This is a genomic window from Microbacterium sp. NPDC090281 (assembly GCF_044769635.1).
Taxonomy (GTDB): domain Bacteria; phylum Actinomycetota; class Actinomycetes; order Actinomycetales; family Microbacteriaceae; genus Microbacterium.
The window spans coordinates 741,750-766,746 of sequence record NZ_JBIVYH010000001.1 but is presented as its reverse complement, the minus strand read 5'-3'; the positions used below and the strand labels follow the sequence as shown (position 1 = coordinate 766,746).

At 68.6% G+C, this 24,997-nt stretch carries 21 protein-coding genes; 3 read left to right on the top strand and 18 right to left on the bottom strand.

Annotated features, from left to right (window positions below):
* Positions 1-16: 16 nt before the first annotated feature.
* The 7 genes from gcl to ACIQTX_RS03610 form a co-directional block, all read right to left on the bottom strand.
* Entirely contained in the window at positions 17-1,804 is a 1,788-nt protein-coding gene (gene gcl / locus ACIQTX_RS03640; RefSeq protein ID WP_402969000.1) for a glyoxylate carboligase, read from the bottom strand.
* Between the two features lie 30 nt (positions 1,805-1,834).
* A complete protein-coding gene (locus ACIQTX_RS03635) occupies positions 1,835-2,713 on the bottom strand; it encodes a 2-hydroxy-3-oxopropionate reductase (RefSeq protein WP_402968997.1) in 879 nt (292 codons plus the stop codon).
* A gap of 25 nt (positions 2,714-2,738) precedes the next feature.
* Complete coding sequence (locus tag ACIQTX_RS03630; protein ID WP_402968994.1) at positions 2,739-3,524, bottom strand: hydroxypyruvate isomerase family protein; 786 nt, start codon at positions 3,522-3,524, stop codon at positions 2,739-2,741.
* A gap of 131 nt (positions 3,525-3,655) precedes the next feature.
* Positions 3,656-4,471 (bottom strand): bifunctional allantoicase/(S)-ureidoglycine aminohydrolase, encoded by an 816-nt coding sequence (locus ACIQTX_RS03625; protein WP_402972944.1) that lies wholly within the window; start codon positions 4,469-4,471, stop codon positions 3,656-3,658.
* Positions 4,468-5,730, bottom strand: coding sequence for a DUF6986 family protein (locus ACIQTX_RS03620; RefSeq protein WP_402968991.1), 1,263 nt, complete (start codon positions 5,728-5,730; stop codon positions 4,468-4,470). Before ACIQTX_RS03620 ends, ACIQTX_RS03625 begins: the two co-directional genes overlap by 4 nt.
* Positions 5,730-7,301, bottom strand: a complete 1,572-nt coding sequence (aceB, locus tag ACIQTX_RS03615; RefSeq protein ID WP_402972942.1) for a malate synthase A — start codon at positions 7,299-7,301, stop codon at positions 5,730-5,732. The genes ACIQTX_RS03620 and aceB overlap by 1 nt, the downstream gene beginning before the upstream one ends.
* Before the next feature lie 32 nt (positions 7,302-7,333).
* The gene (locus ACIQTX_RS03610; protein WP_402968988.1) at positions 7,334-8,734 is read right to left on the bottom strand and encodes an NAD-dependent malic enzyme; all 1,401 of its coding nucleotides are present in this window, start codon (positions 8,732-8,734) and stop codon (positions 7,334-7,336) included.
* Between the two features lie 197 nt (positions 8,735-8,931).
* On the opposite strand from ACIQTX_RS03610, the gene ACIQTX_RS03605 reads away from it, so the two are divergent.
* Positions 8,932-9,699, top strand: coding sequence for an IclR family transcriptional regulator (locus tag ACIQTX_RS03605; RefSeq protein ID WP_402968985.1), 768 nt, complete (start codon positions 8,932-8,934; stop codon positions 9,697-9,699).
* 54 nt (positions 9,700-9,753) lie between these two features.
* Here ACIQTX_RS03605 and aceE read toward each other — a convergent pair whose 3' ends face one another.
* Complete coding sequence (gene aceE, locus ACIQTX_RS03600; RefSeq protein ID WP_402968982.1) at positions 9,754-12,516, bottom strand: pyruvate dehydrogenase (acetyl-transferring), homodimeric type; 2,763 nt, start codon at positions 12,514-12,516, stop codon at positions 9,754-9,756.
* Between aceE and ACIQTX_RS03595 the strand changes: the two genes are divergently transcribed.
* Positions 12,503-13,249, top strand: a complete 747-nt coding sequence (locus ACIQTX_RS03595) for an SDR family oxidoreductase (protein WP_402968979.1) — start codon at positions 12,503-12,505, stop codon at positions 13,247-13,249. The two genes, aceE and ACIQTX_RS03595, sit on opposite strands and share 14 nt — an antisense overlap.
* Here the strand turns inward: ACIQTX_RS03595 and ACIQTX_RS03590 are convergent.
* The 7 genes from ACIQTX_RS03590 to coaBC form a co-directional block, all read right to left on the bottom strand.
* Positions 13,206-14,663 (bottom strand): nucleobase:cation symporter-2 family protein, encoded by a 1,458-nt coding sequence (locus tag ACIQTX_RS03590; protein ID WP_402968976.1) that lies wholly within the window; start codon positions 14,661-14,663, stop codon positions 13,206-13,208. The genes ACIQTX_RS03595 and ACIQTX_RS03590 overlap by 44 nt on opposite strands.
* A 199-nt stretch (positions 14,664-14,862) precedes the next feature.
* On the bottom strand, positions 14,863-15,756 hold the full coding sequence (pucL, locus tag ACIQTX_RS03585; RefSeq protein ID WP_402968973.1) for a factor-independent urate hydroxylase: 894 nt from the start codon (positions 15,754-15,756) through the stop codon (positions 14,863-14,865).
* A gap of 8 nt (positions 15,757-15,764) precedes the next feature.
* Positions 15,765-16,106 (bottom strand): hydroxyisourate hydrolase, encoded by a 342-nt coding sequence (gene uraH / locus ACIQTX_RS03580; protein ID WP_105671546.1) that lies wholly within the window; start codon positions 16,104-16,106, stop codon positions 15,765-15,767.
* Positions 16,103-16,606 (bottom strand): 2-oxo-4-hydroxy-4-carboxy-5-ureidoimidazoline decarboxylase, encoded by a 504-nt coding sequence (gene uraD, locus ACIQTX_RS03575; RefSeq protein ID WP_402968969.1) that lies wholly within the window; start codon positions 16,604-16,606, stop codon positions 16,103-16,105. Before uraD ends, uraH begins: the two co-directional genes overlap by 4 nt.
* Before the next feature lie 144 nt (positions 16,607-16,750).
* On the bottom strand, positions 16,751-17,215 hold the full coding sequence (bcp, locus tag ACIQTX_RS03570) for a thioredoxin-dependent thiol peroxidase (protein ID WP_402968966.1): 465 nt from the start codon (positions 17,213-17,215) through the stop codon (positions 16,751-16,753).
* Between the two features lie 78 nt (positions 17,216-17,293).
* Positions 17,294-18,160 carry an HpcH/HpaI aldolase/citrate lyase family protein gene (locus ACIQTX_RS03565; RefSeq protein ID WP_402968963.1) on the bottom strand — a complete coding sequence of 289 codons (867 nt, stop codon included), beginning with the start codon at positions 18,158-18,160 and terminating at the stop codon, positions 17,294-17,296.
* 78 nt (positions 18,161-18,238) lie between these two features.
* Positions 18,239-19,447: a bifunctional phosphopantothenoylcysteine decarboxylase/phosphopantothenate--cysteine ligase CoaBC gene (coaBC, locus tag ACIQTX_RS03560; RefSeq protein WP_402968960.1), complete on the bottom strand. Its 1,209-nt coding sequence runs from the start codon at positions 19,445-19,447 to the stop codon at positions 18,239-18,241.
* Positions 19,448-19,480: 33 nt separating this feature from the next.
* On the opposite strand from coaBC, the gene ACIQTX_RS03555 reads away from it, so the two are divergent.
* On the top strand, positions 19,481-20,182 hold the full coding sequence (locus ACIQTX_RS03555; protein ID WP_402968957.1) for an NRDE family protein: 702 nt from the start codon (positions 19,481-19,483) through the stop codon (positions 20,180-20,182).
* Between the two features lie 42 nt (positions 20,183-20,224).
* Here ACIQTX_RS03555 and xdhC read toward each other — a convergent pair whose 3' ends face one another.
* From xdhC to ACIQTX_RS03540, 3 genes are read right to left on the bottom strand one after another with little or no spacing between them, the layout of a single operon-like run.
* Entirely contained in the window at positions 20,225-21,076 is an 852-nt protein-coding gene (xdhC, locus tag ACIQTX_RS03550; protein WP_402968954.1) for a xanthine dehydrogenase accessory protein XdhC, read from the bottom strand.
* Between the two features lie 22 nt (positions 21,077-21,098).
* A complete protein-coding gene (gene xdhB / locus ACIQTX_RS03545) occupies positions 21,099-23,471 on the bottom strand; it encodes a xanthine dehydrogenase molybdopterin binding subunit (protein ID WP_402968951.1) in 2,373 nt (790 codons plus the stop codon).
* The gene (locus ACIQTX_RS03540; RefSeq protein ID WP_402968948.1) at positions 23,468-24,970 is read right to left on the bottom strand and encodes a xanthine dehydrogenase small subunit; all 1,503 of its coding nucleotides are present in this window, start codon (positions 24,968-24,970) and stop codon (positions 23,468-23,470) included. Before ACIQTX_RS03540 ends, xdhB begins: the two co-directional genes overlap by 4 nt.
* Positions 24,971-24,997: the final 27 nt, after the last annotated feature.

Sequence of the window (24,997 nt, the reverse complement as noted above, 5' to 3'; positions counted from 1 at the left end):
CGACCCGTCACCCGTCTCAGTCCAGCAGCGCGGAGACGGCCTGCGGCGCGTCGGCGGCCGTGAGGGCCAGATCCTCGAACTCGTTCATGGTGTCGAGGTCGGCACCCATCGCGATGTTCGTGACGCGCTCGAGGATGACCTCCACGACCACCGGCACCTGGAACTCGTTCTTCAGACGCTCGGCCTCGGCGAAACCCGCAGCGAGGTCTTCCGGACGCTCCACCCGGATCGCCTTGCAACCCAGCCCCTCGGCCACCTTGACGTGGTCGACACCGTAGCCCGTCGCGATGCTCGTCGAGTCCTGCGGGGTGTTGATGTTGTCGAAGGCCAGCGAGACCTCGTAGTCCATCTCGAACGCGCGCTGCGACTGACGGATCAGCCCGAGGTAGCTGTTGTTCACCACGACGTGGATGTACGGCAGCTTGTGCTGCGCGCCCACCGCGAGCTCCTCGATCATGAACTGGAAGTCGTAGTCGCCGCTGAATGCGACCACCTGCTGCCCCGGCTTGCCGCGCACGACGCCGAGGGCGGCTGGAAGCGTCCAGCCGAGCGGGCCGGCCTGGCCGGCGTTGATCCACTGGCGGGCGCCGTAGACATGCAGCAGTTGCGCGCCGGCGATCTGCGAGAGGCCGATCGTCGTCACGTAGGTGGTGTCGCGACCGAACGACGCCAGCATCTCCTGGTAGACGCGGTGCGGCTTCATCGGCACGTTGTCGAAGTTGGTCTTGCGCAGGAGTGTCGTCTTGCGTGCACGGCACTCCTCTGCCCACCCGAGGTAGTCGGGGAGCGTGGCGACGCGGTCACGCGCGGCTTCGAGGAGCGCATCGATGAAAGCACCCGCGTCGGAGACCACACCGTAGTCGGGTGCGAAGACACGGCCGATCTGCGTCGGCTCGATGTCGACGTGCACGAAGGTGCGGCCGTTGCGGTAGGTGTCGAGGCCGCCGGTGTGACGGTTGGCCCAGCGGTTGCCGATGCCGAGCACGAAGTCGGACTCGAGGAAGGTCGCGTTGCCGTAGCGCTGCGAGGTCTGGATGCCGACGAGGCCTGCGGCCAGCGGGTGGTCGTCGGCGATCGCGCCCCAGCCCATCAGGGTCGGGACCACGGGCACGCCCAGCGTCTCAGCCAGCTCCACGAGCTTGTCGGAGGCGCCGGAGTTGACCACGCCACCACCGGCGACGATCACCGGGTGCGCTGACGCCGTGAGCAGGTCGAGCACCTTGTCGGCTTGGGCACGGGTCGCGGCGGGCTTGGCCACGGGGAGCGGCTCGTAGGTGTCGATGTCGAACTCGATCTCACCCATCTGCACATCGAACGGGAGGTCGATCAGCACGGGGCCAGGACGACCCGAGCGCATGATCTGGAACGCCGACTGGAAGACGCCCGGCACCTGCGCGGCCTCGAGCACGGTTTTGGTGAACTTCGTGACCGGCTTCGCGATCGAGGCGATGTCGACGGCCTGGAAGTCCTCCTTGTCGAGCTTCGCGACCGGAGCCTGCCCGGTGATGCAGAGGATCGGGATGGAGTCGGCGATCGCAGCGTAGAGGCCGGTGATCATGTCGGTGCCGGCCGGGCCCGAGGTGCCGATGCAGACGCCGATGCGGCCGTCGCCGGTACGGCTGTAGCCGTCGGCCATGTGCGAGGCGCCTTCGACGTGGCGGGCGAGGGTGTGACGCACGCCGCCGTGCTCGCGCATCGCAGCGTACAGGGGGTTGATGGCGGCGCCGGGAAGGCCGAACGCCTCGGTGGCGCCCTCCTTCACCAGGATCTGGACGATCGCGTCGACTGCGCGCATACGGGTCATGATGTCTCCTTGAAAGTGTGCGGGGGTCGCTCAGTCGCGACCGGAGAGCTCAGCTGTGAGCTTGAAGAGCCCGGAGTGGTCGAGTCCGCCGTCGCCGCGGGCGACGAGGGCGTTCACGAGCTGGGCGACGGCCGCGCCGAGGGGGACGGTGACCCCGACGGAGCGCGCGGCTGCGGTGACGATGCCGAGATCCTTGTTGTGGAGGGCGAGACGGAATCCGGGGGCGAAGTCGCGGTTCAGCATCTTCTGCCCCTTCTGGTCGAGGACCTTCGACCCGGCGAGACCTCCGCCGAGCACGGTGAGCGCGGCGTCGGTGTCGACGCCGAACGCCTCGAGGAACGTCACGGCCTCGGCCAGCGCCTGGATGTTGACCGCGACGATGAGCTGGTTGGCGGCCTTGACGGTCTGGCCGGCACCGGCGGGCCCGACGTGCACGATGGTCTTGCCGATCGCGTTCAGGACGGGCTCGGCAGCGGCGAAGTGCTCGGGAGACCCGCCGACCATGATCGACAGCGCGCCGTCGATGGCGCCCTGCTCCCCGCCGGAGACCGGGGCGTCGACCGCACCGAATCCTGCGGCGACAGCTTCTTCGGCAAGCGTCTTCGCGACATCCGGCCGGATGGAGGAGTTGTCGATCCAGAGCGCTCCGGCCTTGGCGTGGGCGAAGACACCCTCCTCACCGCGCACGACACCTTCGACGTCGGGCGAATCCGGGACCATGGTGATGATGACGTCGGCATCTTTCACGGCATCCGCGATGCTGGCAGCCCCCGTGCCGCCGGCTTCGACGAGCTTGTCGATCGGCTCCTGGCTGCGGTTGAATCCGGTCACGTCGTGACCGGCCTTGACGAGGTTCTTCGCCATGGGAAGTCCCATGATGCCGAGGCCGATGATGGCGATGCTGGTCATGTCGTCGCTCCTTCGCGTGCGGATGTCAGTGGGTGATCCAGGCGAACGGGTCGCTCTGGGTGGCCTTGTACTCGAGGCCGATGGGGCCGGCATAGCCGCCTGCCTGAGCCGCGGCGATCCATTCCGCAAGCGGAAGATCGCCGGTGCCCGGTTCGCCGCGCCCCGGGGCGTCGGCGATCTGGATGTGGCCGAATTCCGCCGCGTGCCCGGCGACGACCGCCGCGACGTCGTCGCCGTTCACGGCCAGGTGGTAGAAGTCGGCGAGCAGGCGCACGTTGTCGACGCCGTGCTCGTCCTTGACGCGTCGGATGATGGCGAGAGCATCGGCCGCGGTCTTCAGCGGGTACGCGTCCATGCCGGAGACGGGCTCGAGGAGCACGATGCCGCCGAACTTCGCCACGGCTGCACCGGCGAAGGCCAGGTTCTGCACGGCCAGGTCGTCCTGCGCCTGGGCGTCGGCACCGTCGATGCGGTTGCCGTAGAGCGCATTGAACGCGCGAGTACCGAGGCGCTCGCCGATGCCGACGACCACGTCGACGTTCGCGCGGAACTCGTCTTCGCGGCCGATCCACGACACCAGGCCGCGGTCGCCGCCCGGCATGTCCCCCGCGAAGAAGTTCAAGCCGGTGAGCTGCACGCCCGCGCCCTGGATAGCTGCGACGAAGTCGTCGATCTCGGACTGCGCCGGGACGGCGGTCGCGAACGGCCACCAGAACTCGACGGCGTCGAAGCCGGCGGCCTTGGCCGCGGCCGGGCGCTCGAGAACAGGCAGCTCGGTCAGCAGGATCGAGGCGTTGACGGTGTAGCTCATGATCATCCTTGATTTCGGATTGTGGAAGAAAGATTCCTGTTAATGAAAAGAGTACGCCGATACGTGCCGTCGCGTCAATGACGGTCTCGGCTGAGAGTCTCGGCTGACGGTCTCCGCTGAGGAGCTCGGCGTCAGGTGAGCCGGATCTGCCGGTTCATGTCCTTGTACAGCAGGTAGCGGAAGGGGTCGGGGCCGCCGGCGTAGCAAGCCTGCGGGCAGAAGGCGCGCAGCAGCATGTAGTCACCGGCCTCGACCTCGACCCAGTCGTCGTTCAGGCGATACACGCCCTTGCCCTGCAGCACGAACAGGCCGTGCTCCATGACGTGCGTCTCGGCGAAGGGGATCGATCCGCCGGGCTGGAAGGTGACGATGTTCACCTGCATGTCGTGCGCCATGTCGGAGGCATCCGAGAAGCGCGTGGTCGCCCACACGTCGTCCGTGTCGGGCATCGAGACCGGAGCCACGTCCTTGTCGCTCGTGACGAAGGATGCCGGAGCGTCGACGCCGTCGAGCCACTCGTAGGCCTTGCGGATCCAGTGGAAGCTGGTGAGCTCCTCGCCCTCGTTCGCGAGCGACCACGAGGCACCCGGCGCGAGGAAGGCGTAGCCGCCCTCTTCGAGCACGTGCCGTTCGCCGTCGAGCGTGAGCGTGAGGCGGCCCGTGGTGACGAACACCACGCCCTCGACGCCCGACTCCGGCTCGGGCTTCGCGGCGCCGCCGCCGGGGGCGATCTCGACGATCAGCTGCGAGAAGGTCGTCGCCGAGCTCGGGGTCGGCCGGGCGATGATCCACGCACGGCTGTTGGTGAATCCCGGGAGGCTGCTGGTGACGATGTCACGCAGCACCCCCTTCGGGATGAACGTGTACGCGAGCTTGACGACCGCGCGATCGGTGAGCAGGTCGGACTGCGGCGGCAGGCCGCCGGCCGGCGTGTAGTAGGACATCAGGCCTCCTCGGCGATGAGTTTCGGGTGGGCGAGGCGGGTGAGCTCCGCCGGTTCTGCGTGCGTGGCGTCGCGCACTTCGTCGACGGTGACGGCACCGCATTCGAGACCGCGCACGACGAAGCGCGCGAGTGCACGGGCCGTCGCCGGCTCGTCCATGATCGATGCGTCGCCGCCGTGCAGGTAGTTGTCGAGGCGTCGCGCCGCAGCGGCGAACCCCTCGCGGTAGAACGCGTAGGTCGCGAAATACCGGGTGGGCAGTTGCTCGGCCGCGAGGTCCCACCCCTGGTAGTACCCGCGCTCCAGTGATCGGCGCACCAGGCGGGCATGCAGCTGCCACGCGGCGAGCACGTGCTCCGGCTCGCCCACGGGGATCACGTTCGTCGATCCGTCCGACAGCCGCACGCCGGTCTCGGCGACCGCGACCTGGCAGACCTGCTTGGCGTAGTCGGCGGCCGGATGCTCCATCGACTGGTATGCCGCGGCGATCTGCAGCGAGGCGCTGTAGTCGTAGGTGCCGTAGTGCAGCGCCGACACGCGACCGTTCGCGCGATGCAGCAGGGTTGCGACCGGCACCGATCCGTCGGCGGCGATGATCAGCTGCGGGGTCTCCATCTGCACCTCGAAGCGCAGCCGGCCCTCGGGCAGTCCGAGCGCAGCCTCGAAGCGCTCGCACAGCGAGACCATCGCCTCGACCTGATCGACCGTGGTGACCTTCGGCAGCGTGAGCACCAGCCCGTCGGGCAACGGCCCCTGCGCTGCGAGCGCGCTCAGGAACAGATCGAGCGTGCGGATGCCACGGCGCCGTGTCGGCGCCTCGAAGCATTTGAAGCGGATGCCGATGAAGGGCGGGGCGACCCCTGCGGCGACGGCCGCGGCCACACGCTCGGCGGCGAGCACCGCATCCGCATCCTCCTCCGCATCCGGGCGTGCGCCGTAGCCGTCTTCGAAGTCGAGGCGGAGGTCTTCGATGGGCTCGGAGACGAGCTTCGCGTCGACGAGCGGCGCGAGCTCGCTGGCGAGGTGCCCGAGCCCCACGGCGCCTGCGAGCGCCGCGGTACCGCCGAACGCGGCCACGGCCGCAGCCGCCTGCGCGCCGAACGCCGTCGGCAGCTCGGGCGTGAAGCGATCAGCCGGCACGTACAGCGTGTGCACCGGCTGACGTGTGCCGTCATCACCCGGGTACTCGGTCGCGAGCAGCGTGTCGGTCCCGGCGAGCCGGGCGTCGATGTCGGCGAGATCCTGTTCCGAGAGAGCCGCCATCAGTCCACCAGCTCGTACGCGGGCGTGGTGAGGAAGTCGACGTACTCGTCGTCGAGGCACAGCTGCCGCACCAGGCGGGAAGCCGGCGCGTAGTGTGCGGCGAAGGCCGCAGGGTCGACCTCGCCGCGCAGACGCTCGACCTCTTCGCCGAGCAGCGTCTCGACGAGCTCGGGTGTGACGGTGTTGCCGGTGTCGGCGAGGACGGTGTGGTTGCGCACCTGCTGCCACACCTGCGAGCGCGAGATCTCGGCGGTCGCCGCATCCTCCATCAGGTTGTGGATCGCGACCGCGCCGTTGCCCGACAGCCAGACCGCTGTGTAGGCCACTGCGACGTAGAGGTTCGCCCGCAGGCCGGCCTCTGTCGCGTCGCCCTCTGCCGACGCGATGTCGAGCAGCTGCTGCGCGGTGACCTGCACGTCGTCGCGCAGGCGGTCGAGCTGGTTCGGCTTGTCGCCGAGCACCGCGTCGAACACCTCACGGCAGATCGGCACCAGGTCGGGGTGCGCGACCCACGACCCGTCGAAGCCGTCGTTCGCCTCGCGGGTCTTGTCGGCGCGCACCTTCGCGATCGCGGCTTCAGTGACCTCGGGGTCGCGACGATTCGGGATGAAGGCGGCCATACCGCCCATCGCGAAGGCACCTCGACGGTGACAGGTGCTCACGAGCAGCTCGGTGTAGGCGCGCATGAACGGGGCGGTCATCACGATGCTCGCCCGATCGGGGAGCACGAAGCGCTCCCCTGCGTCACGGAAGTACTTGATGATGCTGAAGAGGTAGTCCCAGCGCCCCGCGTTCAGACCGGATGCGTGCTCGCGCAGCTCGTAGAGCATCTCCTCCATCTGGAAGGCCGCGGGAATGGTCTCGATGAGCATGGTCGCGCGGACCGTTCCGTGCGGGATCCCGATCTCCTGCTCGGCGAAGGTGAACACGTCGTTCCACAGCCGCGCCTCCAGATGAGACTCCATCTTCGGCAGGTAGTAGAACGGGCCCTGACCGCTCGCGGCCAGCACCTTCGCGTTGTGGAAGAAATGCAGCCCGAAGTCGACCAGAGCGCCGACCGCGGCGGATCCATCGATCTCGATGTGGCGCTCGGCCATGTGCCAGCCGCGCGGGCGGACCACGACGACGGCGAGCGGAGCATCCGTGCGCAGTCGGTACTCCTTGCCCTCGGGAGAGGTGTGCGAGAGGGTTCCCCGCGCGGCGTCGCGGAGGTTGACCTGCGCGTCGACCACGTTGAACCAGTGCGGGGTCGATGCGTCTTCGAGGTCGGCGAGCCAGACCTTCGCGCCCGAGTTCAGGGCGTTGATGGCCATCTTGGCCGGGGTCGCGGGGCCGGTGATCTCGACCCGGCGGTCGCGCAGCGCCTCTGGTGCCTCGGCGACCTGCCAGTCGCCTTCGCGGATGTCGGCGGTCTCGGCCAGGAAGTCGAGCCCGCCTCCCGCGGCGGCTGCGGCGCGATCCTCGACCCGAGCGGCCAGCAGCTCGTCGCGGGTCGCCGCGAAGCGCTCGTGCAGCTTGGTGAGGAAGTCGAGTGCCTCCGGCGTGAGGATCTCGGCGACGCGGGCGATCATGGACGGGGTGGTGACGATGGCGGACACGACGGTCACTCCTTGCTCGAGGCGGTGGATCCGGCGACGCGGACGATCGCCTCGGCGACCGCGCCGGCCACCAGAGGATCGAACACGCTCGGGATGATGAAGCTCGCATTGAGCTCGTCGTCGCTCACGCGGGACGCGATGGCCTCGGCAGCTGCGACCAGCATAGGCGGCGTGATGTCAGAGACACCGGCGTCGAGGAGCCCCCGGAAGAAGCCGGGGAAGGCGAGCACGTTGTTGATCTGGTTGGGGAAGTCGCTGCGACCGGTGGCAACGACCGCGGCGTGCTTCGACGCGACGATCGGGTCGACCTCCGGTGTCGGGTTCGCCATCGCGAAGACGATCGCCTCGTCTGCCATGGCGGCGATGTCAGCCTCGTCCAGCACATGCGGGGCGCTGACGCCGATGAACACGTCGGCGTCGACCATCGCCTCCTTGAGCGTGCCGCGGAAGTCGCGGGGGTTGGTGGTCGCGGCGATCTCGGTGCGGTGCGCGTCGATGTAGTCGGTGCCGCGGTGGATGGCGCCGTCGCGTCCGCAGGCCACGATGTCGCGGGCCCCCTCGGCGACAAGCAGCTGCACGATCGCGTTGCCGGCCGCGCCGACTCCGGAGACGACGATGCGCACGTCTTCGATCTTCTTGCCCACGACCTTGAGCGCGTTGCGCAGCGCGGCGAGGGTGACGATCGCGGTGCCGTGCTGGTCGTCGTGGAACACGGGGATGTCGAGCTCCTCGCGCAGGCGCGCCTCGATCTCGAAGCAGCGCGGTGCGGCGATGTCCTCGAGGTTGATGCCGCCGTAGACGGGGGCGATCGCCTTGACGATGCGGATGATCTCCTCGGTGTCCTTGGTGTCGAGGCACACGGGCCACGCGTCGACATCGGCGAACTGCTTGAAGAGGGCGGCCTTGCCCTCCATGACGGGCAGCGCCGCCTCCGGCCCGATGTCGCCGAGGCCGAGCACCGCGGTGCCGTCTGTGACGACCGCGATCGTGTTGCGCTTGACGGTGAGCTGACGCGCCTTGGACTTGTCCGCAGCGATCGCCATGCAGACGCGGGCGACGCCCGGGGTGTAGGCCCGCGAGAGGTCGTCGCGGTTGCGCAGTCGCACGCGGGGCACGACCTCGAGCTTGCCGCCGAGGTGCATCAGGAAGGTGCGGTCGCTGCTGACGCGCACGTTGACCCCGTCCAGGGCTTCAATGGCCGAGCGCACCTCGTCGGCGTGCTCCTCCCCCGTCGTGTCGCAGGTCAGGTCGACGACGATCGTCGAGTGATGCGACTCCGCCACGTCGAGCGCGGTGACCGCGGCGCCTGCTCCGGCCGCTGCGGCAGCGAGCTCGCTGGTGACGCTGAATTTCGACGGTGCGTCGATCCGCAGGGTGATCGAGTTGCCCGGTCCGGGATTCGCCATGTCTTCTCCTCATCGAGGTGCACCTCCGCGCATCCGCGGCGCACACCATGTGCGTTCTCAAATCTTCCACTTTTTCGTATCGTGGATTCTATTGTCTACTTTATGGAAGTTTGATGCAAGTGGGCAACAGGCTTCGGCGGGGTGTTTCGACATGGACCTCTCGCATGATGGAATGAACCGCGAGCATGGGAGATGCAATGGCTGAGAACAAGACACCGAAGAGTGCCGGATCCGGCGTGCAATCGGTGGAGCGGGTCTTCGAGCTCCTGGAGTTGGTGACAGACGCGGGCGGCGACGTGACGTTGAGCGAGCTCGCCGCCTCCACCGACCTTCCGCTCCCGACCATCCACCGCCTGCTGCGCACCCTCGTGACACTCGGCTACGCACGCCAGCTGCCCAACCGTCGCTACGCGCTCGGCCCCCGGTTGATCCGCATCGGCGAAGGGGCATCGCGGCAGTTCGGTGCGCTCGCCCGCCCCCAGCTCAAGGGGCTCGTCGACGCGCTCGGCGAGAGTGCCAACATGGCGGTGCTCGACGGCGACATGGTCGTCTACGTCGCTCAGGTGCCCTCGCTGCACTCGATGCGCATGTTCACCGAGGTCGGCCGCCGCGCACACCTGCACGACACCGGCGTCGGCAAGGCGATCCTCTCGCAGCTGCCGGACGAGACCGTGCGCGGGATCGTGGCGCGCGCCGGGATGCCCACTCCCACCGAGCACAGCATCGGCACCATCGATGCCCTGCTCTCCGAACTCGCCCTGATCCGCGAACGCGGCTACGCCGTCGACGATCAGGAGCAGGAGATCGGCGTGCGGTGCTTCTCGATGGCCGTGCCGAACGCGCCGACCCCCACCGCGGTCTCGGTCTCCGGACCGGTCTCGCGCGTGGACGAGGCCTTCGGCGAGCGCGCAGTCCCGCTCCTGCGCAAGGCCGCAGAGGCGATCGTCGCCGAGCTCAACGACTGACAGTCGCATCCGAACCCCGGCCGACGAGAGCACTCGCCGACCGGGGTCCTTCCCTTACTCGGCGTCGGACCCGCTGGTGCCCGCGTTCACGTCGAGCAGTCGATAGCGCGCGGCCGCCTGCACGGGGACGGTGGCATCCACCTCTCCCCGTGCCGCGAGCAGCTGCAGGGTGCGCACCACGACAGAGGGGCCGTCGATCTTGAAGAAGCGTCGCGCCGCGGCCCTCGTGTCGGAGAACCCGAAGCCGTCGGCACCGAGCGTCGCCCAGTCGTTGTCCACGAACTGCCGCACCTGATCTGGGAGGTCCTTCGCGTAGTCGCTGACCGCCACGATCGGGCCGTGGGCCTCGGCGAGCTGCTGCACGAGGAACGGCGTCCGCTGCGGCTCCTCCGGATGCAGGAATGCGTGCTCCTCCGCGGCCACCGCGTCGCGGCGCAGCTCCGTCCACGACGTGACCGACCAGACGTCGGACGCGATTCCCCAGTCGTCGGACAGGAGGCGCTGCGCCTCCTGCGCCCAGGTCACCCCGATGCCCGAGGCGAGCAGGTGCGCGCGCGGGGCGTCGACAGCCAAGATCCGGTGGATGCCGCCGAGGATGCCGGGCACGTCCACCCCCTCGGGCTCCGCCGGCTGCACGATTGGCTCGTTGTAGACCATGAGGTTGTAGATGCGGTTGCGATCCTCGGAGTCCTCGCCGTACATCCGCTCGATTCCGGCGCGCACGATGTGGCCGATCTCGTAGCCGAAAGCGGGGTCGTAGGTGACGACCGCGGGGTTGGTGGCGGCGAGCAGCGGCGAGTGCCCATCGGCGTGCTGCAGCCCCTCTCCGGTCAGCGTGGTCCGCCCGGCGGTGGCCGAGATCAGGAAGCCCCTGGTCATCTGGTCGGCCGCCGCCCACAGCGAGTCACCGGTGCGCTGGAAGCCGAACATCGAATAGAACACGTACACCGGGATGAGCGGAACGCCATGGGTGGCGTACGCCGTGCCCGCCGCCGTGAACGCGGCGATCGAGCCCGCCTCGTTGATGCCGACGTGCACGATCTGCCCTGACGTCGCCTCTTTGTACGACAGCACGATGTCCCGGTCGACCGAGAGGTACTGCTGGCCCTTCGGGTTGTAGATCTTCGCCGTCGGGAAGAAGGCGTCCATCCCGAAGGTGCGCGCCTCGTCGGGGATGATCGGCACGATGCGCTTCCCGAAATCGGGGTCGCGCATGAGGTCCTTGAGCACGCGCACGAAAGCCATGGTCGTCGCGGCCTGCTGCTTGCCGGAGCCGCGCGCCGCGACCTCGTAGGCCCGCGGGTCCGGCAGCACGATGGGCCCATGCGAGGTGCGCCGCTCCGGCACGAAGCCGCCGAGCGCACGACGACGCTCCAGCAGGTACGCGATCTCGGGCGCATCCTCCCCCGGGTGGTAGTACGGCGGCTGGTAGGGGTCAGCCTCGAGCTGCGCATCCGTGATCGGCACCCGCAGGTGGTCGCGGAAGTCCTTGAGGTCCTGCAGCGTGAGCTTCTTCATCTGGTGCGTGGCGTTGCGCGCCTCGAAGCGCGGCCCCAGGCCGTAGCCCTTCACGGTCTTCACGAGGATGACCGTGGGCTTGCCGTTGTGCGCGAGGGACTGCTGGTAGGCCGCGTAGACCTTGCGGAAGTCGTGGCCGCCGCGCTTGAGGCCCCAGATCTGCTCATCGGTGTGCCCGTCGACCAGTGCACGCGTGCGTGGATCGCGGCCGAAGAAGTTCTCACGGATGAACCCGCCCGACTCGGCCTTGTAGGTCTGGTAGTCGCCGTCCAGCGTGGTGTTCATGATGTCGACGAGTGCGCCGTCATCATCGCGTTCGAGCAGGTCGTCCCACTCGCGCCCCCAGATCACCTTGATGACGTTCCAGCCCGCGCCGCGGAAGAAGCCCTCGAGCTCCTGGATGATCTTCCCGTTCCCGCGCACGGGGCCGTCGAGGCGCTGCAGGTTGCAGTTCACGACGAAGGTCAGGTTGTCGAGCCCGTCGTTGGCCGCGAGCTGCAGCAGGCCCCGCGACTCCGGTTCGTCCATCTCGCCGTCGCCCAGGAACGCCCAGACGTGCTGCTCAGAGGTGTCCTTGAGTCCGCGGCCCTGCAGGTAGCGGTTCGACTGCGCCTGGTAGATCGCATTCATCGGCCCGATGCCCATCGACACGGTCGGGAACTCCCAGAAGCCCGGCATCAGGCGCGGATGCGGATATGAGGGCAGCCCGTGGCCCTCACGGGACTTCTCCTGCCGGAACCCGTCGAGGTCCTCCTCCGAGAGCCGTCCCTCCAGGAACGCGCGCGAGTACATGCCGGGCGATGCGTGACCCTGGAAGTACACCTGGTCGCCGCCGCCCGGGTGGTCCTTGCCGCGGAAGAAGTGGTGGAATCCGACCTCGTAGAGCGTGGCCGCTCCCGCGTAGGTGGAGATGTGCCCGCCGACGCCGATGCCCGGACGCTGCGCGCGATGCACCATGACGGCGGCGTTCCAGCGCATCCAGGCGCGGCCTCGCCGTTCGAGCTCCTCGTCGCCGGGGTAGGCGGGCTCGTCGGCTGCAGCGATCGTGTTGACGTAGGCGGTCGTCGCGATGGGTTCGGAGCTGAGACCCGCACGATCCACGAGCGTGCGGACGATGCGTTCACCCCGGTCACTGCCGCGTTCTGCGATCAGGGCATCCAGGGATTCGAGCCACTCTGCGGTCTCCTCGGGGTCGAGGTCGACTTCGGTGGCGGAGGCGCGATTGTCGGTCACGGTTCGGCCTTTCTTGTTAGATGGGGTGAGATCGGGCAACAGGAGGTCAGACGTGGACGCACGCATCGCCATCGTGACGGGCGCAGGTTCGGGAATCGGTCGCGCGACCGCGCGGGCCCTGCTCGAGGCAGGCTTCCGGGTCGCGCTCGTCGGCCGCCGAGAAGACCCCCTCCACGAGACGGCGGGAGCGCACCCGCACGCACTGGTCGTGCCGGCCGACGTCACGAGCGCCGACCAGGTCGACGCGCTCTTCGACACGGTGGTCGCCGAGTGGGGCCGGGTGGACGTGCTGTTCAACAACGCCGGCGCCTTCGGGCCCACGGCATCCGCAGCCGAGATCTCTCCCACCGACTGGCAGGCGACCCTGGATGTGAACGTGACCGGCGCGCTGCTGTGCGCGGGCGCCGCGATGCGCGTGATGATCGCGCAGCAGCCCTCGGGCGGTCGCATCATCAACAACGGCTCCATCTCGGCGCACGTGCCGCGGCCGCTCTCGGTGGCCTACACGGTGAGCAAGCACGCGATCACCGGCCTGACGAAGTCCCTCGATCTGGATGGCCGCCCTCACGGCATCTCCGCCGGACAGATCGACATCGGCAACGCCAGGACCGAGATCATGGACCGCCTCGGCGTGGGCGACGGCGCTCTGCAGGCCGACAGCACCCGGCGCACGGAACCCACCTTCGATGTGGCGGATGCCGCGCGCGCGGTGCTCTTCATGGCCCAGCTGCCGCCCGAGGCGAACGTCGCGACCCTCACGGTCGCGGCCGCCGGAATGCCTTTCGGGGGTCGAGGCTGACCCGCTCCTTGCGGAGCGTGCGGATCACATCGGTCTTCACGGCGCGCACGGGGCTCGCCGCGAACACCGACGGGTCCTCCGGCGTCCCCTTGGAGAAGTGGTTGAACACGAGGTTCAGCACGATCGCCATGATCGCCGCCGAGCTGATGCCGGAGCCGAAGATGACCTGGAACCACGTCGGGAAGTTCATGTAGATGTCGTGGTTCACCTCGGGCAGCACGCCGAACGACAGTGAAGCCGCGACGATGATGAGGTTCATGTTGCCGTCGTACTTGACCTTCGAGAGGGTGCGGATGCCGGAGGCGGTCACGGTGCCGAACAGCACGAGTCCTGCGCCGCCGAGCACGGCGGTCGGCACAGCGGCGACCACGCGGCCGAGCACGGGCAGCAGGCCGAGGATGATGAGGATCACCCCGCCGGCGGCGACCGCGTAGCGGCTCTTGATCTTCGTGACGGCGACCAGCCCCACGTTCTGGGCGAAGGCGCTCTGGGTGAACGAGTTGAAGATCGGGGAGATGGCGCTGGAGACCATGTCGGCCCGGAGGCCGGCGGCGATGCGCTTGCGGTCGACCTTCGATCCGGTGATCTCGGCTACCGCGATGATGTCGGCCGTGGTCTCGGTCAGGATCACCAGCACCACGATCGTCATCGACAGGATCGCGGCGAGGTCGAAGGTCGGCACCCCGAACGCGAACGGCGAGGGGAAGGCGAAGACGGGGCCCTCGAACACCTTCGAGAAGTCGGCCCTGCCTATCAGGGCGGCGAAGACCGTGCCGATCACCATCGCGAGCAGGATCGACAGGCGCGAGATGGTCGCGTTGCCGAGTTTGCTGAGCAGCATGATCACGAACAGCGTGAAGCCGGCGATACCGACGAACACCGGGTCCGCGTAGTCGGCGGCCTCGGGATTCGGACCGGTGATCCATCGCGCAGCCACGGGAACGAGTGACAGTCCGATCATCGTGATCACGGTTCCCGTCACGACCGGTGGGAAGAAGCGCACGATCTGCGCGAAGAACGGGGCGATCACGAGGCCGATCAGCGAGGCGACGATGACGGCCCCGAACACGGCGGACAGTCCGCCGCCCTGATTGACGATCGCGAGCATGGTGGCGACCCCCGCGAAGGAGACGCCCTGCACGAGCGGCAGCTGGGAGCCGAAGAACGGCAATCCGAGGGTCTGCAACAGGGTGGCGAGGCCGCCCATGAAGAGGCAGGCGGCGATGAGCACGCCCACCTCGGTCGAGTTCAGCCCGGCGGCGGCGCCGATGATCAGCGGCGGGGCGATGATGCCGCCGTACATCGTCAGGACGTGCTGGAGACCGAAGGTGAATGCGGTCCCCGCGCCCAGGCGCTCGTCTTCCGGGCGGCTCGTCTCCGCCTGGTTCTTTCGGGGCTTGCGTACGGCGAACATCGATGGACCTCCTCGTCCGTGACCCGCAGTGGGGCGTGCTTTCGGATGTGGTTGATGGGTCGAGGGCAGCCTCGAACAGGGGTCAGGTGGGCCCGGTGCGTCGGGAGCCGGGCCCACCCCCAATGCGTCGGCAGGAAGCCGACACACTCAGCGCGATCCGTTGATCGCTGTCTTGTGTCGCGGCGGTCGGAACCGCGGGTCAGCAGAAGCCGGCGACGCCGTCCCAGCCGCGGTGATCGGCATCCGCTCCCTCACGCAGGAACGACGCCTCGATCAGGCCGTACGGACGATCGGCCGCGTAGAACACCTCGTTGGGGTTCTCCAGCCCGAAAGGTGAGAGGTCGACGACGAAGTGGTGGCTGTTCGGGGTCGAGAAGCGCACCTCCTCGATCTCGGGGTGCGCGTCGAGCACGGCTGCGGCCATGTCGTGCAGGGTGTTCTGCAGCGCGTAGGAGTAGTTCGCGGTGAAGGCCTCGAGCAGGATCCGGCGGACGTCGGCATAGACCTCGTTGAAGTCGATGTCGTTGCGCCCGTAGCGCCATTTCGCGGTGACGGACGTGGCGAGGATGCGATCGGTCGTCTCCTGCAGGGTCGTGTACTTGTCTTTCGGGTAGCCGACGAACCCGCTCTCGGTGGACTTGAGCACCTTGAGGTCTTTCAGCCCGGCGATGACGGTCGTCTCGTCGCCGTCGATCTGCACGAGCGCCGTGCGGGTCTCGGTGCCGCCGCGCACGAACGAGTGGTCATGTCCTTCGCCCGCGACGGGGATGCGCTCCCAGGTGTACTGCTCGGCCTCCCAGCGACCACCGGTCACCCAGTCGAACTCGCCGGTGAAGTGGCGTCCGAGGCGGAGCAGGAACTCCTCCGGGCTGCCGACGCCGTCTTTGGCGAAGGCGTACACCGTGTTCTTCTGCGTGTCGGTCGCCACGACGTTCTCGTTGTTGCCGTCGAAGTGCGCACTGGCGAAGTCGCCGCGCAACTGCGAGGTGACGTTGAGATCCTCGATCTCGTGGCGGGCGGTGTCGCGGGTGACGCGGACGACGCGAACCTCGGCCTTGCCGTACTGGTTCTTGCCCAGAATGATGTCGGTCATTTCACTACTCAGCTTCCTCGGTAAGTGGAATATGCGAACGGACTGAGCAGCAGAGGCACGTGATAGTGCTCTTGCTCGGCGTCGACCAGGAAGGTCAGCACCACCTCCGGGAAGAAGGTGTCCGTGTCGATGCCGGCGAAGTAGGTCCCGGTGTCGAACCGGAGGCGGTATGCGCCGCTCTCCAGCCGATCGGGGCCCAGTTCTTTCACCCGTCCGTCAGCATCGGTGAAGCCCGTACCGATCCCGACCCATCCATCGCCGTCGCGGGCTTCGAGTGCGACGGCGACGCCGGGCGCTGGACGCCCGATCGATGTGTCAAGGATGTGGGTGGTCACGTGAGAGACGCTCATGCGCGTGCTCCTTCAGTCTCGATGGCGCCGGCGAGGCGCAGGGCGGCGATCTCGCGCAGTTGCTGGTCGATGACGACCAGCTCCTGCGCAGGGGTGTGGGCGAGGCGCTGCCGGAGCAGGGCGAGGATGTCTTCGGCCGAACGACCGGCCGCGCGGACGAGGAAGACCCGGTCGAACTTCTCCTCGTAGGCACGGTTGCCCTCGGCGAGCGCTTCGGCCGCCGAGGCGTCGACCCCGGCCTGCTCGCTGCGGGCGTGCGCAGCCTCCGCGCTGTCGCCCTGCGCTCGTTCGCCGATGCGGGGGTGGTGCGCCAGGGCGGCGTCGAGCTCTTCTTCGGTGAGTGGTGCGGCGACGGTCATGGCGGCGGACGTCAGCGCCTCGACAGAGGCGTACGGCCGGCCGGCCACGAGCGCGTCGTACCAACGGGGAATGTCCAGTGCAGGCTTCGCGACGCCGATTGCCGCGTCGCGGGTGCGGGAGTTGAACTCCTCGAGCAACATCTTCGATCCTCAAGAACATGCTGGCATCCGGCGCGTAGGGTGATACGGAACTTCTCAAACAAGAGAACTGTTTCCGTATGCCGGAACTGTTATTTCAGCATGTGCAACTATTGTGTGTCGAGGCTACCGCCTTGTCAAGGGTTCTCAGACATCCAGTTCCGCCCGGAGGCGAGCCACGTGCCCTTCGGCGTCCACGCCGTACTCGGCACGCTGCACCACTCCCTCGCCGTCCAGCACGAACGTCGAGCGGATGACGCCGTCGAACGTCCGGTCGCCGATCGTCTTCTCCCCCCACGCGCCCCACGCCTTCGCCACAGCCGCCTCGGAGTCGGCCAGGAGCGGGAACGTGAGGCCCTCCGCGTCGGCGAATGCGCGGATCTCTTCGACGGCGTCCGGCGAGATGCCGATGACCGCGTAGCCCGCCGCCGCGAGCGAGGAGAGGCTGTCTCGGAAGTCGCACGCCTCTGTGGTGCAGCCGGGCGTCGCCGCCTTCGGGTAGAAGTACACGACGACGTTCCGACCACGATGGTCGGCGAGGGCGGTGGCGTTGCCATCCGCGTCTTGCAGAGTGAAAGCGGGGGCGGTGTCGCCGATCGCGAGGGTGGTCATCTCGTTCTCCGTTCAGTGAGTTGCTTCAGGGGTGGTGAGTTGCTTCAGGGGTGGGGTCGCGATGTCGCCGAGCGCGCTTCAGCGCACGGCGAGGTGCGCGTCGAAGGCCTGCGCGAGCTTCATGATCTTGCGGGCGCGGCCGAGGCGCGGCAGGTCGCTGCCGTCGCGCACGACACGACCGCGCGCATCGAAGTCCTGCAGGAACGAGCGCGCCCACTCGACGTCGGTGCGCGTCGGACTGATCACCTCGTTCACGACCGATGTCTGATCCGGCGCGAGGCAGAGCTTGCCCGTCATCCCCATCGACACGGTGATCGCCGACTGCTCCCGGAGAAGGGGATGACTGGTGCCGACGGTCGGCCCGTCGATCGGGCCCGGCAGGTCTCCGCAGCGACTGGCGATCACGAGGCGGGCACGGGGGTACGCCATCGCCTCCCGGTCGGCCGACATTCCGGTGTCGCGTCGGAAGTCGCCGCTGCCGAACGCCAATCGGAACGCCCCCTCGGCGCGCGCGATCTCCGTGGCGTTCTCGATGCCGAGAGCCGATTCGACGAGCGCGACGACGGGCACTCCGCCGCCGAGGCGGTGGAAGGTGTCGGTGACCTGGTTGCCTGACTCGGTCTTCGCGAGCACCACTCCACGCAGTCCGGGTGCCGAGCGGAGCGCCTCGAGATCAGACGCCCAGTGGTCGCTGGTCACATCGTTGATGCGCACCCAGGCGCTACCGCCCTCGCGCAACCAACGCGCCACGTCTTCACGCGCCTCGTCCTTGCGACTGGCATCGACGGCGTCCTCGATATCGAGCACCACCGCATCAGCCGGAGACCGGAGGGCTTCGTCGAAGGTCTCCGATCGGGTCGCCGCGACCAGGAGCCAAGAGCGTGCGAGCTCAGGGGCGATCCCGGGAGCGTTCCCGGTCGTGCGAGGGGTTGTCAGAGTGTCCATCACCGCGTTTTCCGTTCTGCGAAAGTTTGCTTCTACAGTTCGAAATCTTAGCTCTGCGGTGGCGGGTGGCGCCAGAGATCAGCGCGCGGCGGTCACGGCATCCCAGACAGCGGATGCGACCTCGCGCTTCGAGCCGGAGGCCGTCGCGACGACCGCGCCCCCCACGCCGAGGACGAGGACGGCGTTCTCAGCGCGCTCGAAGCCACGGTCCCAGCCGACCTCGTTCACGACCAGCAGATCCACGCCCTTACGGGCCTGCTTGCGCCGAGCCCGCTCGACCAGTTCAGCCTCGTCTCCCACCGTCGCCGGGGTCTCGGCCGCGAAGGCGATGACGAGTTGCCCCTCCGCGCGGGCCTGGACCAGGCCGGCGACGATGTCGTCATTCTGCACGAGCTCGATGCGGGCCAGCCCTCCGGCCTCCTTGGTGAGCTTGCGATCGGACACCTCGCCTGGTCGATAGTCGGCGACCGCGGCGGCCATCATCACCACATCGGCCGATTCCGCCGCATCCGCCATCGCCGCCCCGAGCTCGGCGGCACTTCCGACCTGGACGATGCGGATCGCGGGATGCCGCGCCTCTGCGAGGACCTCGCCCGAGATGTTCGCCGCCACCAGGACGACTTCAGCCCCCCGAGCCGCAGCCTCCGCGGCGAGCGCGACGCCCTGTCTCCCGCTGGAGCGGTTGCCTAGGAAGCGCACCGGGTCGATCGGCTCCCGTGTTCCGCCTGCCGAGATCGCGACGTGCACGCCGAGCAGATCGCGCGGCGCGAGCGCCGCGAACACCGCCGCCGCGATGCTCTCCGGCTCCTCCATCCGTCCCGGCCCGCTGTCGCCTCCTGCGAGCTCGCCGTCAGTCGGGCCGACGATGCGCACCCCCCGATCGCGCAAGGTGGCGATGTTCGCCTGTGTCGCCGGGTGCCGCCACATCTCCGCATGCATCGCCGGAGCGATCAGCACCGGGGCCTCGGTCGCGAGGAGCGTCGTCCCCAGCAGATCGTCCGCGAGACCCGCGGCCATCTTCGCGATGGTGTTCGCGGTGGCAGGGGCGACCACCACGAGGTCGGCGCCCTGACCGAGCGCGACATGCCTCACCTTCGCCACGTCGTCATGCACACTCGTCGTGACCGGGTTCCGGCTTATCGCCTCCCAGGTCGGCAGACCCACGAAGCGCAGAGCATCCGCAGTGGGCACCACGGTCACATCGTGCCCGCCCTTGATGAGCAGGCGCACGAGGTGCACCGTCTTGTACGCGGCGATGCCGCCCGATACTCCGACGACGATGTTCACACTGTCGATTCTGCCAACTTCTAGACTGATCGGGTGTGCACGGTCGTGATGGATGTGGCAGATGCCGAAACGGTCCGGCTGCTCGCCGTCCGTGATGAAGACCCGCAGCGGGAGTGGGATGCCCTCGGCGAATGGTGGCCCGAGACCTATCCGGGGGTCCGCGGGGTCCGCGATCGCCGCGCCGGCGGGGCCTGGCTGGCGGTGAATCCGTCTACGCGACGACTCGCCGTTCTCCTGAACCGGGCTGATGTCCTCGACCTCCCCGACGACCGAGCTGTCTCCCGAGGCTCACTCGCGCTCGAGTCCGTGAGCGGAAGATCCCCGCAGGGAGCCGTGCCGATGCATGGGTTCAACCTCGTCGAGGTCGGGCCCGATGGCGCTCGCGTCCTCAGCTGGGACGGTCAGCAGCTCGTGGAGACGCCGATCGAGGCGGGGACACACATGATCGCGCACGACGACCTCGACGATGAGGGCACGGCACGGATCGCCACGTGGCTGCCGGAGTTCCGCGCGCTCGGGCCCACGTCGGAGAGCTCGGACTGGGCGGGCGACTGGATCGCACTGCTCGCGGAATCGGCACGCCTCTCCCCCGAAGACGACCGCGCGATCATCCGCGACAATCGCCCGCACGGTTTCCCGACACAGTCGCTCCTGTACTGCACGGCATCCGTCACCCCGGATCAGGTCGACCTCGACTATCGCGCCCTTCCGACTCCGGCGCACTGGACCGACTGACCTCTCGCCGCCGACGCGCCCCGGACGCCGTCCAGGCACCCGTCAGTCTCGTGCGACCTCGACCGTCGCCGCCTCGTCGATCAGCTGCAGGAGGCGGGCGGCGACGCTGACCGCGATCGCGGCCGGTTGCTTTCCCGCGACTTCCGGGATGCCGATCGGGGTCGTCACTCTGGCGAGGTCGTTCTCCGTGTGGCCCAGCTCGCCCAGCTTCTTGCGGAAGCGCGCCCACTTCGAGGCCGAGCCGATGAGGCCGATCGAGGCCAGGCCCTCCCGACCGGATGCCATGCGCAGCGACATGTCGACGACGGCGAGGTCTTCGACGTGGTCGTGGGTCATCACGAGCACGTGGGTACCGGCGGGGAGACCGGCGAGCGCGGATTCCGGCACCGGCGCCTGCGTGAGGTGCACTCGGGCGACCGCGTCGGCGAACACCCCGGTCTCACCGGGCACACCGATCCGCTCCGCCGCCAGCATCTCGCGCCGCGAGTCGATCAGGTGCAGGTCGACCTCGTGACGGGCCAGGATCCGGGCGAGCTCCAGCCCTACGTGCCCGATGCCGAAGACCGCGATGCTGGGCGTCACTCGAATCGGCTCGAGCATCATCGTGACCTCTCCTCCACAGCACTGCACGCCATACTCCGTGACCGCCTTGTCGCTCAGGGTCAGCGTCAGAACCTCCGGCTCACCGGCTCCCGCCCCGAGCATCGCCCGCGCGCGATCGACGGCCGTGGCCTCGAGGTTGCCGCCACCGACGGTGCCGAACACCTCTCCCGGAGACACCACCATCTTCGCGCCCCCGTTGCGCGGTGCGTGGCCCCGGACCAGTGCGAGCGTGACGATCACCGCCGGCACGCGCGCCGCACGCAGCTCCTGCAGCGCATCGAGCCAGTCCATGTCTTTCCTCGTCGGCTCCGGCTCAACCGGCGACGACGAGCGCCGGCTCCGTCGCCGCCTCGGCATCCGCCGCCTGCTGCGCGGCACGTACCGCCCAGAACACGGCCTCCGGCGTCGCCGGGGAGGCGAGCTCGACCATGTGACCTGACGGCCCGAATTCGCCGACGGCCTGACGGATCGCCTCGCGCGCACTGAAGGCGAGCATGAACGGCGGCTCGCCGACCGCCTTCGAGCCGTACACGGCGCCGTCTTCGCGGGCGTTCTCGAAGAGTCGCACCGAGAACTCTGCGGGCATCTCCGAGAAGCTCGGCAGCTTGTACGTCGACGCCGACTGGGTCTGCAGTCGGCCGCGGTGCGGACCGTCGCTCTCATCCCAGCGCAGCTCCTCCAGGGTCAGCCAGCCGACGCCCTGGACATAGGCGCCCTCGATCTGCCCGATGTCGAGCATGGGTGAAAGCGAGTCGCCGACGTCGTGGATGATGTCGACGCGGCGCACCGTGTAGGCGCCGGTGAACTCGTCGACTTCGACCTCGGTCGCAGCGCTGCCGTAGGAGAAGTACTTGAAGGGCGAGCCCTGCATGATGTCGGGGTTCCAGTGCAAGCCTTCGGTGCGGTAGTACCCCGCGGCGAAGAGCTGCACCCGCTGGAGGTAGGCGGCGTTCGCGACCTCGGCGAACGTGAGCCGGCCTTCCCTGTTGCCCAGGCCCGTCACGAACCCGCCGGAGAAGCGCACGTCGCGCTCGTCCACCCCGAGCAGTCGCCCGGCGACCGCAGCCATCCGCTCCCGGATCTGCTCGCAGGCGTTCTTCACGGCGCCGCCGTTGAGGTCGCTGCCGGACGAGGCCGCGGTGGCCGAGGTGTTCGGCACCTTGTCGGTGCGGGTGGGCGCCAGACGCACCTGGTGCAGTTCGAGGCCGAGTGCGGTCGCGGCGACCTGCATCATCTTGGTGTGCAGGCCCTGCCCCATCTCGGTGCCGCCGTGGTTGATCAGCACGGAGCCGTCCTTGTACACGTGCACGAGGGCGCCGGCCTGGTTGAAGGCTGCGAAGTTGAACGAGATCCCGAACTTGATGGGCGTCATCGCGAGCGCGCGCTTGAGGTGTGGACTGCGCGCGTTGAACGCATCGATCTCGACCCGGCGCCCGTCGACGTCCGCCTCCTCACGCAGCTGCCCCCAGATGGCACCCATCCGATCGGCGTCCTTGACGAGCTGGCCGTATGGGGTGCTCTGCCCCGGACGGTAGAAGTTCCGCTGCCGCAGCTCGATCGGATCGATGCCGAGCGCCGGGGCGACCCGTCCGAGGATGTCCTCGATGAGGAACACCCCCTGCGGTCCGCCGAACCCGCGATACGCCGTGTTCGACGCCTTGTTCGTCTTCGCGATCCGACCGTGTGCGTGCATGTTCGGGATCCAGTACGCGTTGTCGATATGGCAGAGCGCCCGACCCAGCACCGGCTCGGACAGGTCGAGGCTCCAGCCCCCGTCGCAGGTGAGCACGGCTGCGAGCCCCTGCAGCATCCCGTCCGCGTCGAAGCCGACCTTCCAGGAGATGTGGAACGGATGCCTCTTGCCGGTGATCGTGATGTCCTGCGTCCGGTTCAGCCGCAGCCGCACCGGACGCCCGGTCAGCTTGGCGCCGAGTGCCGCGATCGCGGCGAACCCGTGCGGCTGCATCTCCTTGCCGCCGAAGCCACCTCCCATTCGCAGGCACTGGACCGTGACCTCGTTCGAGCTGATGCCGAGAACGTGCGCGACGATCTCCTGCGTCTCCGACGGATGCTGCGTCGAGCACTGTACGAAGTAGCCGCCCTCGGTGTCGCGGACGGCGAACGAGGCGTGCGTCTCCAGGTAGAAGTGCTCCTGGCCGCCGAACTCGGTGACGCCCTCGAAGACGTGCGCGGCGGATGCCAGGGCGGATGCCGCGTCGCCGCGCTCGACCGTACGCGCGATGCCCTGGTACGAGTCCGCATCGATGGCGTCGCGCACGGTGATCAGCGACGGCAGCGGTTCGTACTCGACCTTCACCCGCTCGGCGCCGAGACGCGCAGCCTCCTGCGTCTCGCCGAGCACCCAGACGAGGGCGTGGCCGTAGAACCGGGATTCGCTGGGGAACAGCGGCTCATCGTGCTTGATGCCGGCGTCGTTGACACCCGGTACGTCTTCGGCGGTGAGCACCCGGACGACTCCGGGCACCTCGTACGCACCGGTGACGTCGACGGTCACCTTCGCATGAGCGTTGGTGGACTGCACCGGCCAGGCGGTGAGCACGCCGGCGGTGCGCACGGCGACGTCGTCGGTGTACATGGCGGCGCCCGTGACGTGCAGGGCGGCGCTCTCGTGTGCAGCACGGGTGCCGACGACAGCGCCTTCCGGACGATCGGCGAGAGCACTCATGCCGACACCTCTTTCGACTCGATGACTGTCGCGCTGTACAGCTTGAGCAGCGCGGTGTTGAGCATGAGCGCGCGGTAGTCGGCGCTCGCGCGGTGGTCGGACATCGGGGTCCCCTCGGAGCCCAGGATCTCGGAGGCCGCGCGCACCGTGGCAAGATTCCACGGCTGCCCGATCAGGGCCGCCTCGGTCGCGCGGGCGCGCAGCGGGGTGGCTGCGACTCCACCGAGTCCGATCTTCGCGGCGGTCACGATGCCGCCGTCGATGTCGAGGGCGAACGCGATCGCGACGCTGGAGATGTCGTCGAAGCGGCGCTTGGCGATCTTGTGGAAGGCGGTGACCGCGGCCAACGGCCGCGGGATGCGGATGGCGCGGATGAGCTCGTCGGGCCGACGCACGCTCTGCCGGTAGCCGGTGAAGTACTCGGACAGCTCGACTTCGCGTTCGATGATCCCGGATCCGGTCGCCGGCGCCGAGACGAGCACGAGCGTGGCGCCGAGCGCCAGAAGCGCGGGCGGGGTGTCGCCGATGGGCGAGCCTGTTCCGAGGTTGCCGCCGAGAGTGCCGCGGTTGCGGATCAGTCGCGACGCGAACTGCGGGAACAGCTGCGCGAGGAGCGGCACCGCGCCGTCGAGACGCTTCTCGACCTCGGACAGGGAGAGCGCGGCGCCGATCTCGATCTCGTCGTCGGTGATGCTGAGGGTGCGGAGCTCGTCCAGCTGCTCGATCGCGACGACGAACGGGGCACGGCGTCCGCGGATGTTCACCTCGACACCCCAGTCGGTGGAGCCGGCGACGAGCAGGGCTTCGGGCTCATCCCGAACGATGCGCAGCGTCTCCTCGAGTGAGGTGGGCCGCAGGAAGCGCGCCCCCTCGACCTCCACATCCATCGGCGCCGCCGCCGGCGCCGGCTCCGCCAGGCGCTGCTGCAGCGGGTCGCTCTGCTCCGGCTCGCCCAGCATATAGGCGGCGTCGCGGATCGGCCGATACCCCGTGCAACGGCAGAGGTTGCCGCTGAGGGCATGCAGGTCGAAGCCGTTCGGCCCGTGCTCACCTTCATGCGCTCCGTCGTGCACCGGGCAGTCGCCGTCGAGATCCGTCGTCGCCGCCGGGGCCGTCCGGTCCTCGCGGTAGTACTCCCCCGCCATGCTGCAGGCGAACCCGGGGGTGCAGTATCCGCACTGCGACCCTCCGGCCTCGGCCAGCTTCTCCTGCACCGGGTGGAGGGAATCAGGGCTGCCGAGACCCTCCGCCGTGACGATCTCCTGCCCGTTCAGCGCATAGACCGGGACGAGGCAGGCGTTCACCGGCGTCCAGGCGGTACCGCCGCCGGGAGTCGGCGTCGCGAGCAGCATCGCGCACGCACCGCATTCCCCCTCGGCGCAGCCCTCCTTGCTGCCGGAGAGGCCGGAATCGCGCAGCCAGTCGAGCGCGGTCGTATGGGCGGCGGTGCCCGCAAGCGGACGACGCTGACCGTTGACGTTGACGACGATGTCATTCACAGTGATCTCCGAGTGAGGTGAGTCTAT

Bases quoted from the DNA above. Each gene is read 5' to 3' on its own strand.
- gcl (WP_402969000.1), bottom strand. From the start codon at position 1,804: ATGACCCGTATGCGCGCAGTCGACGCGATCGTCCAGATCCTGGTGAAG.
- ACIQTX_RS03635 (WP_402968997.1), bottom strand. From the start codon at position 2,713: ATGACCAGCATCGCCATCATCGGCCTCGGCATCATGGGACTTCCCATG.
- ACIQTX_RS03630 (WP_402968994.1), bottom strand. From the start codon at position 3,524: ATGAGCTACACCGTCAACGCCTCGATCCTGCTGACCGAGCTGCCTGTT.
- ACIQTX_RS03620 (WP_402968991.1), bottom strand. From the start codon at position 5,730: ATGGCGGCTCTCTCGGAACAGGATCTCGCCGACATCGACGCCCGGCTC.
- aceB (WP_402972942.1), bottom strand. From the start codon at position 7,301: ATGATCGCCCGCGTCGCCGAGATCCTCACGCCGGAGGCACTCGACTTC.
- ACIQTX_RS03610 (WP_402968988.1), bottom strand. From the start codon at position 8,734: ATGGCGAATCCCGGACCGGGCAACTCGATCACCCTGCGGATCGACGCA.
- ACIQTX_RS03605 (WP_402968985.1), top strand. From the start codon at position 8,932: ATGGCTGAGAACAAGACACCGAAGAGTGCCGGATCCGGCGTGCAATCG.
- aceE (WP_402968982.1), bottom strand. From the start codon at position 12,516: ATGCGTGCGTCCACGTCTGACCTCCTGTTGCCCGATCTCACCCCATCT.
- ACIQTX_RS03590 (WP_402968976.1), bottom strand. From the start codon at position 14,663: ATGTTCGCCGTACGCAAGCCCCGAAAGAACCAGGCGGAGACGAGCCGC.
- pucL (WP_402968973.1), bottom strand. From the start codon at position 15,756: ATGACCGACATCATTCTGGGCAAGAACCAGTACGGCAAGGCCGAGGTT.
- uraH (WP_105671546.1), bottom strand. From the start codon at position 16,106: ATGAGCGTCTCTCACGTGACCACCCACATCCTTGACACATCGATCGGG.
- uraD (WP_402968969.1), bottom strand. From the start codon at position 16,606: ATGTTGCTCGAGGAGTTCAACTCCCGCACCCGCGACGCGGCAATCGGC.
- bcp (WP_402968966.1), bottom strand. From the start codon at position 17,215: ATGACCACCCTCGCGATCGGCGACACCGCCCCCGCTTTCACTCTGCAA.
- ACIQTX_RS03565 (WP_402968963.1), bottom strand. From the start codon at position 18,160: ATGGACACTCTGACAACCCCTCGCACGACCGGGAACGCTCCCGGGATC.
- xdhC (WP_402968954.1), bottom strand. From the start codon at position 21,076: ATGGACTGGCTCGATGCGCTGCAGGAGCTGCGTGCGGCGCGCGTGCCG.
- xdhB (WP_402968951.1), bottom strand. From the start codon at position 23,471: ATGAGTGCTCTCGCCGATCGTCCGGAAGGCGCTGTCGTCGGCACCCGT.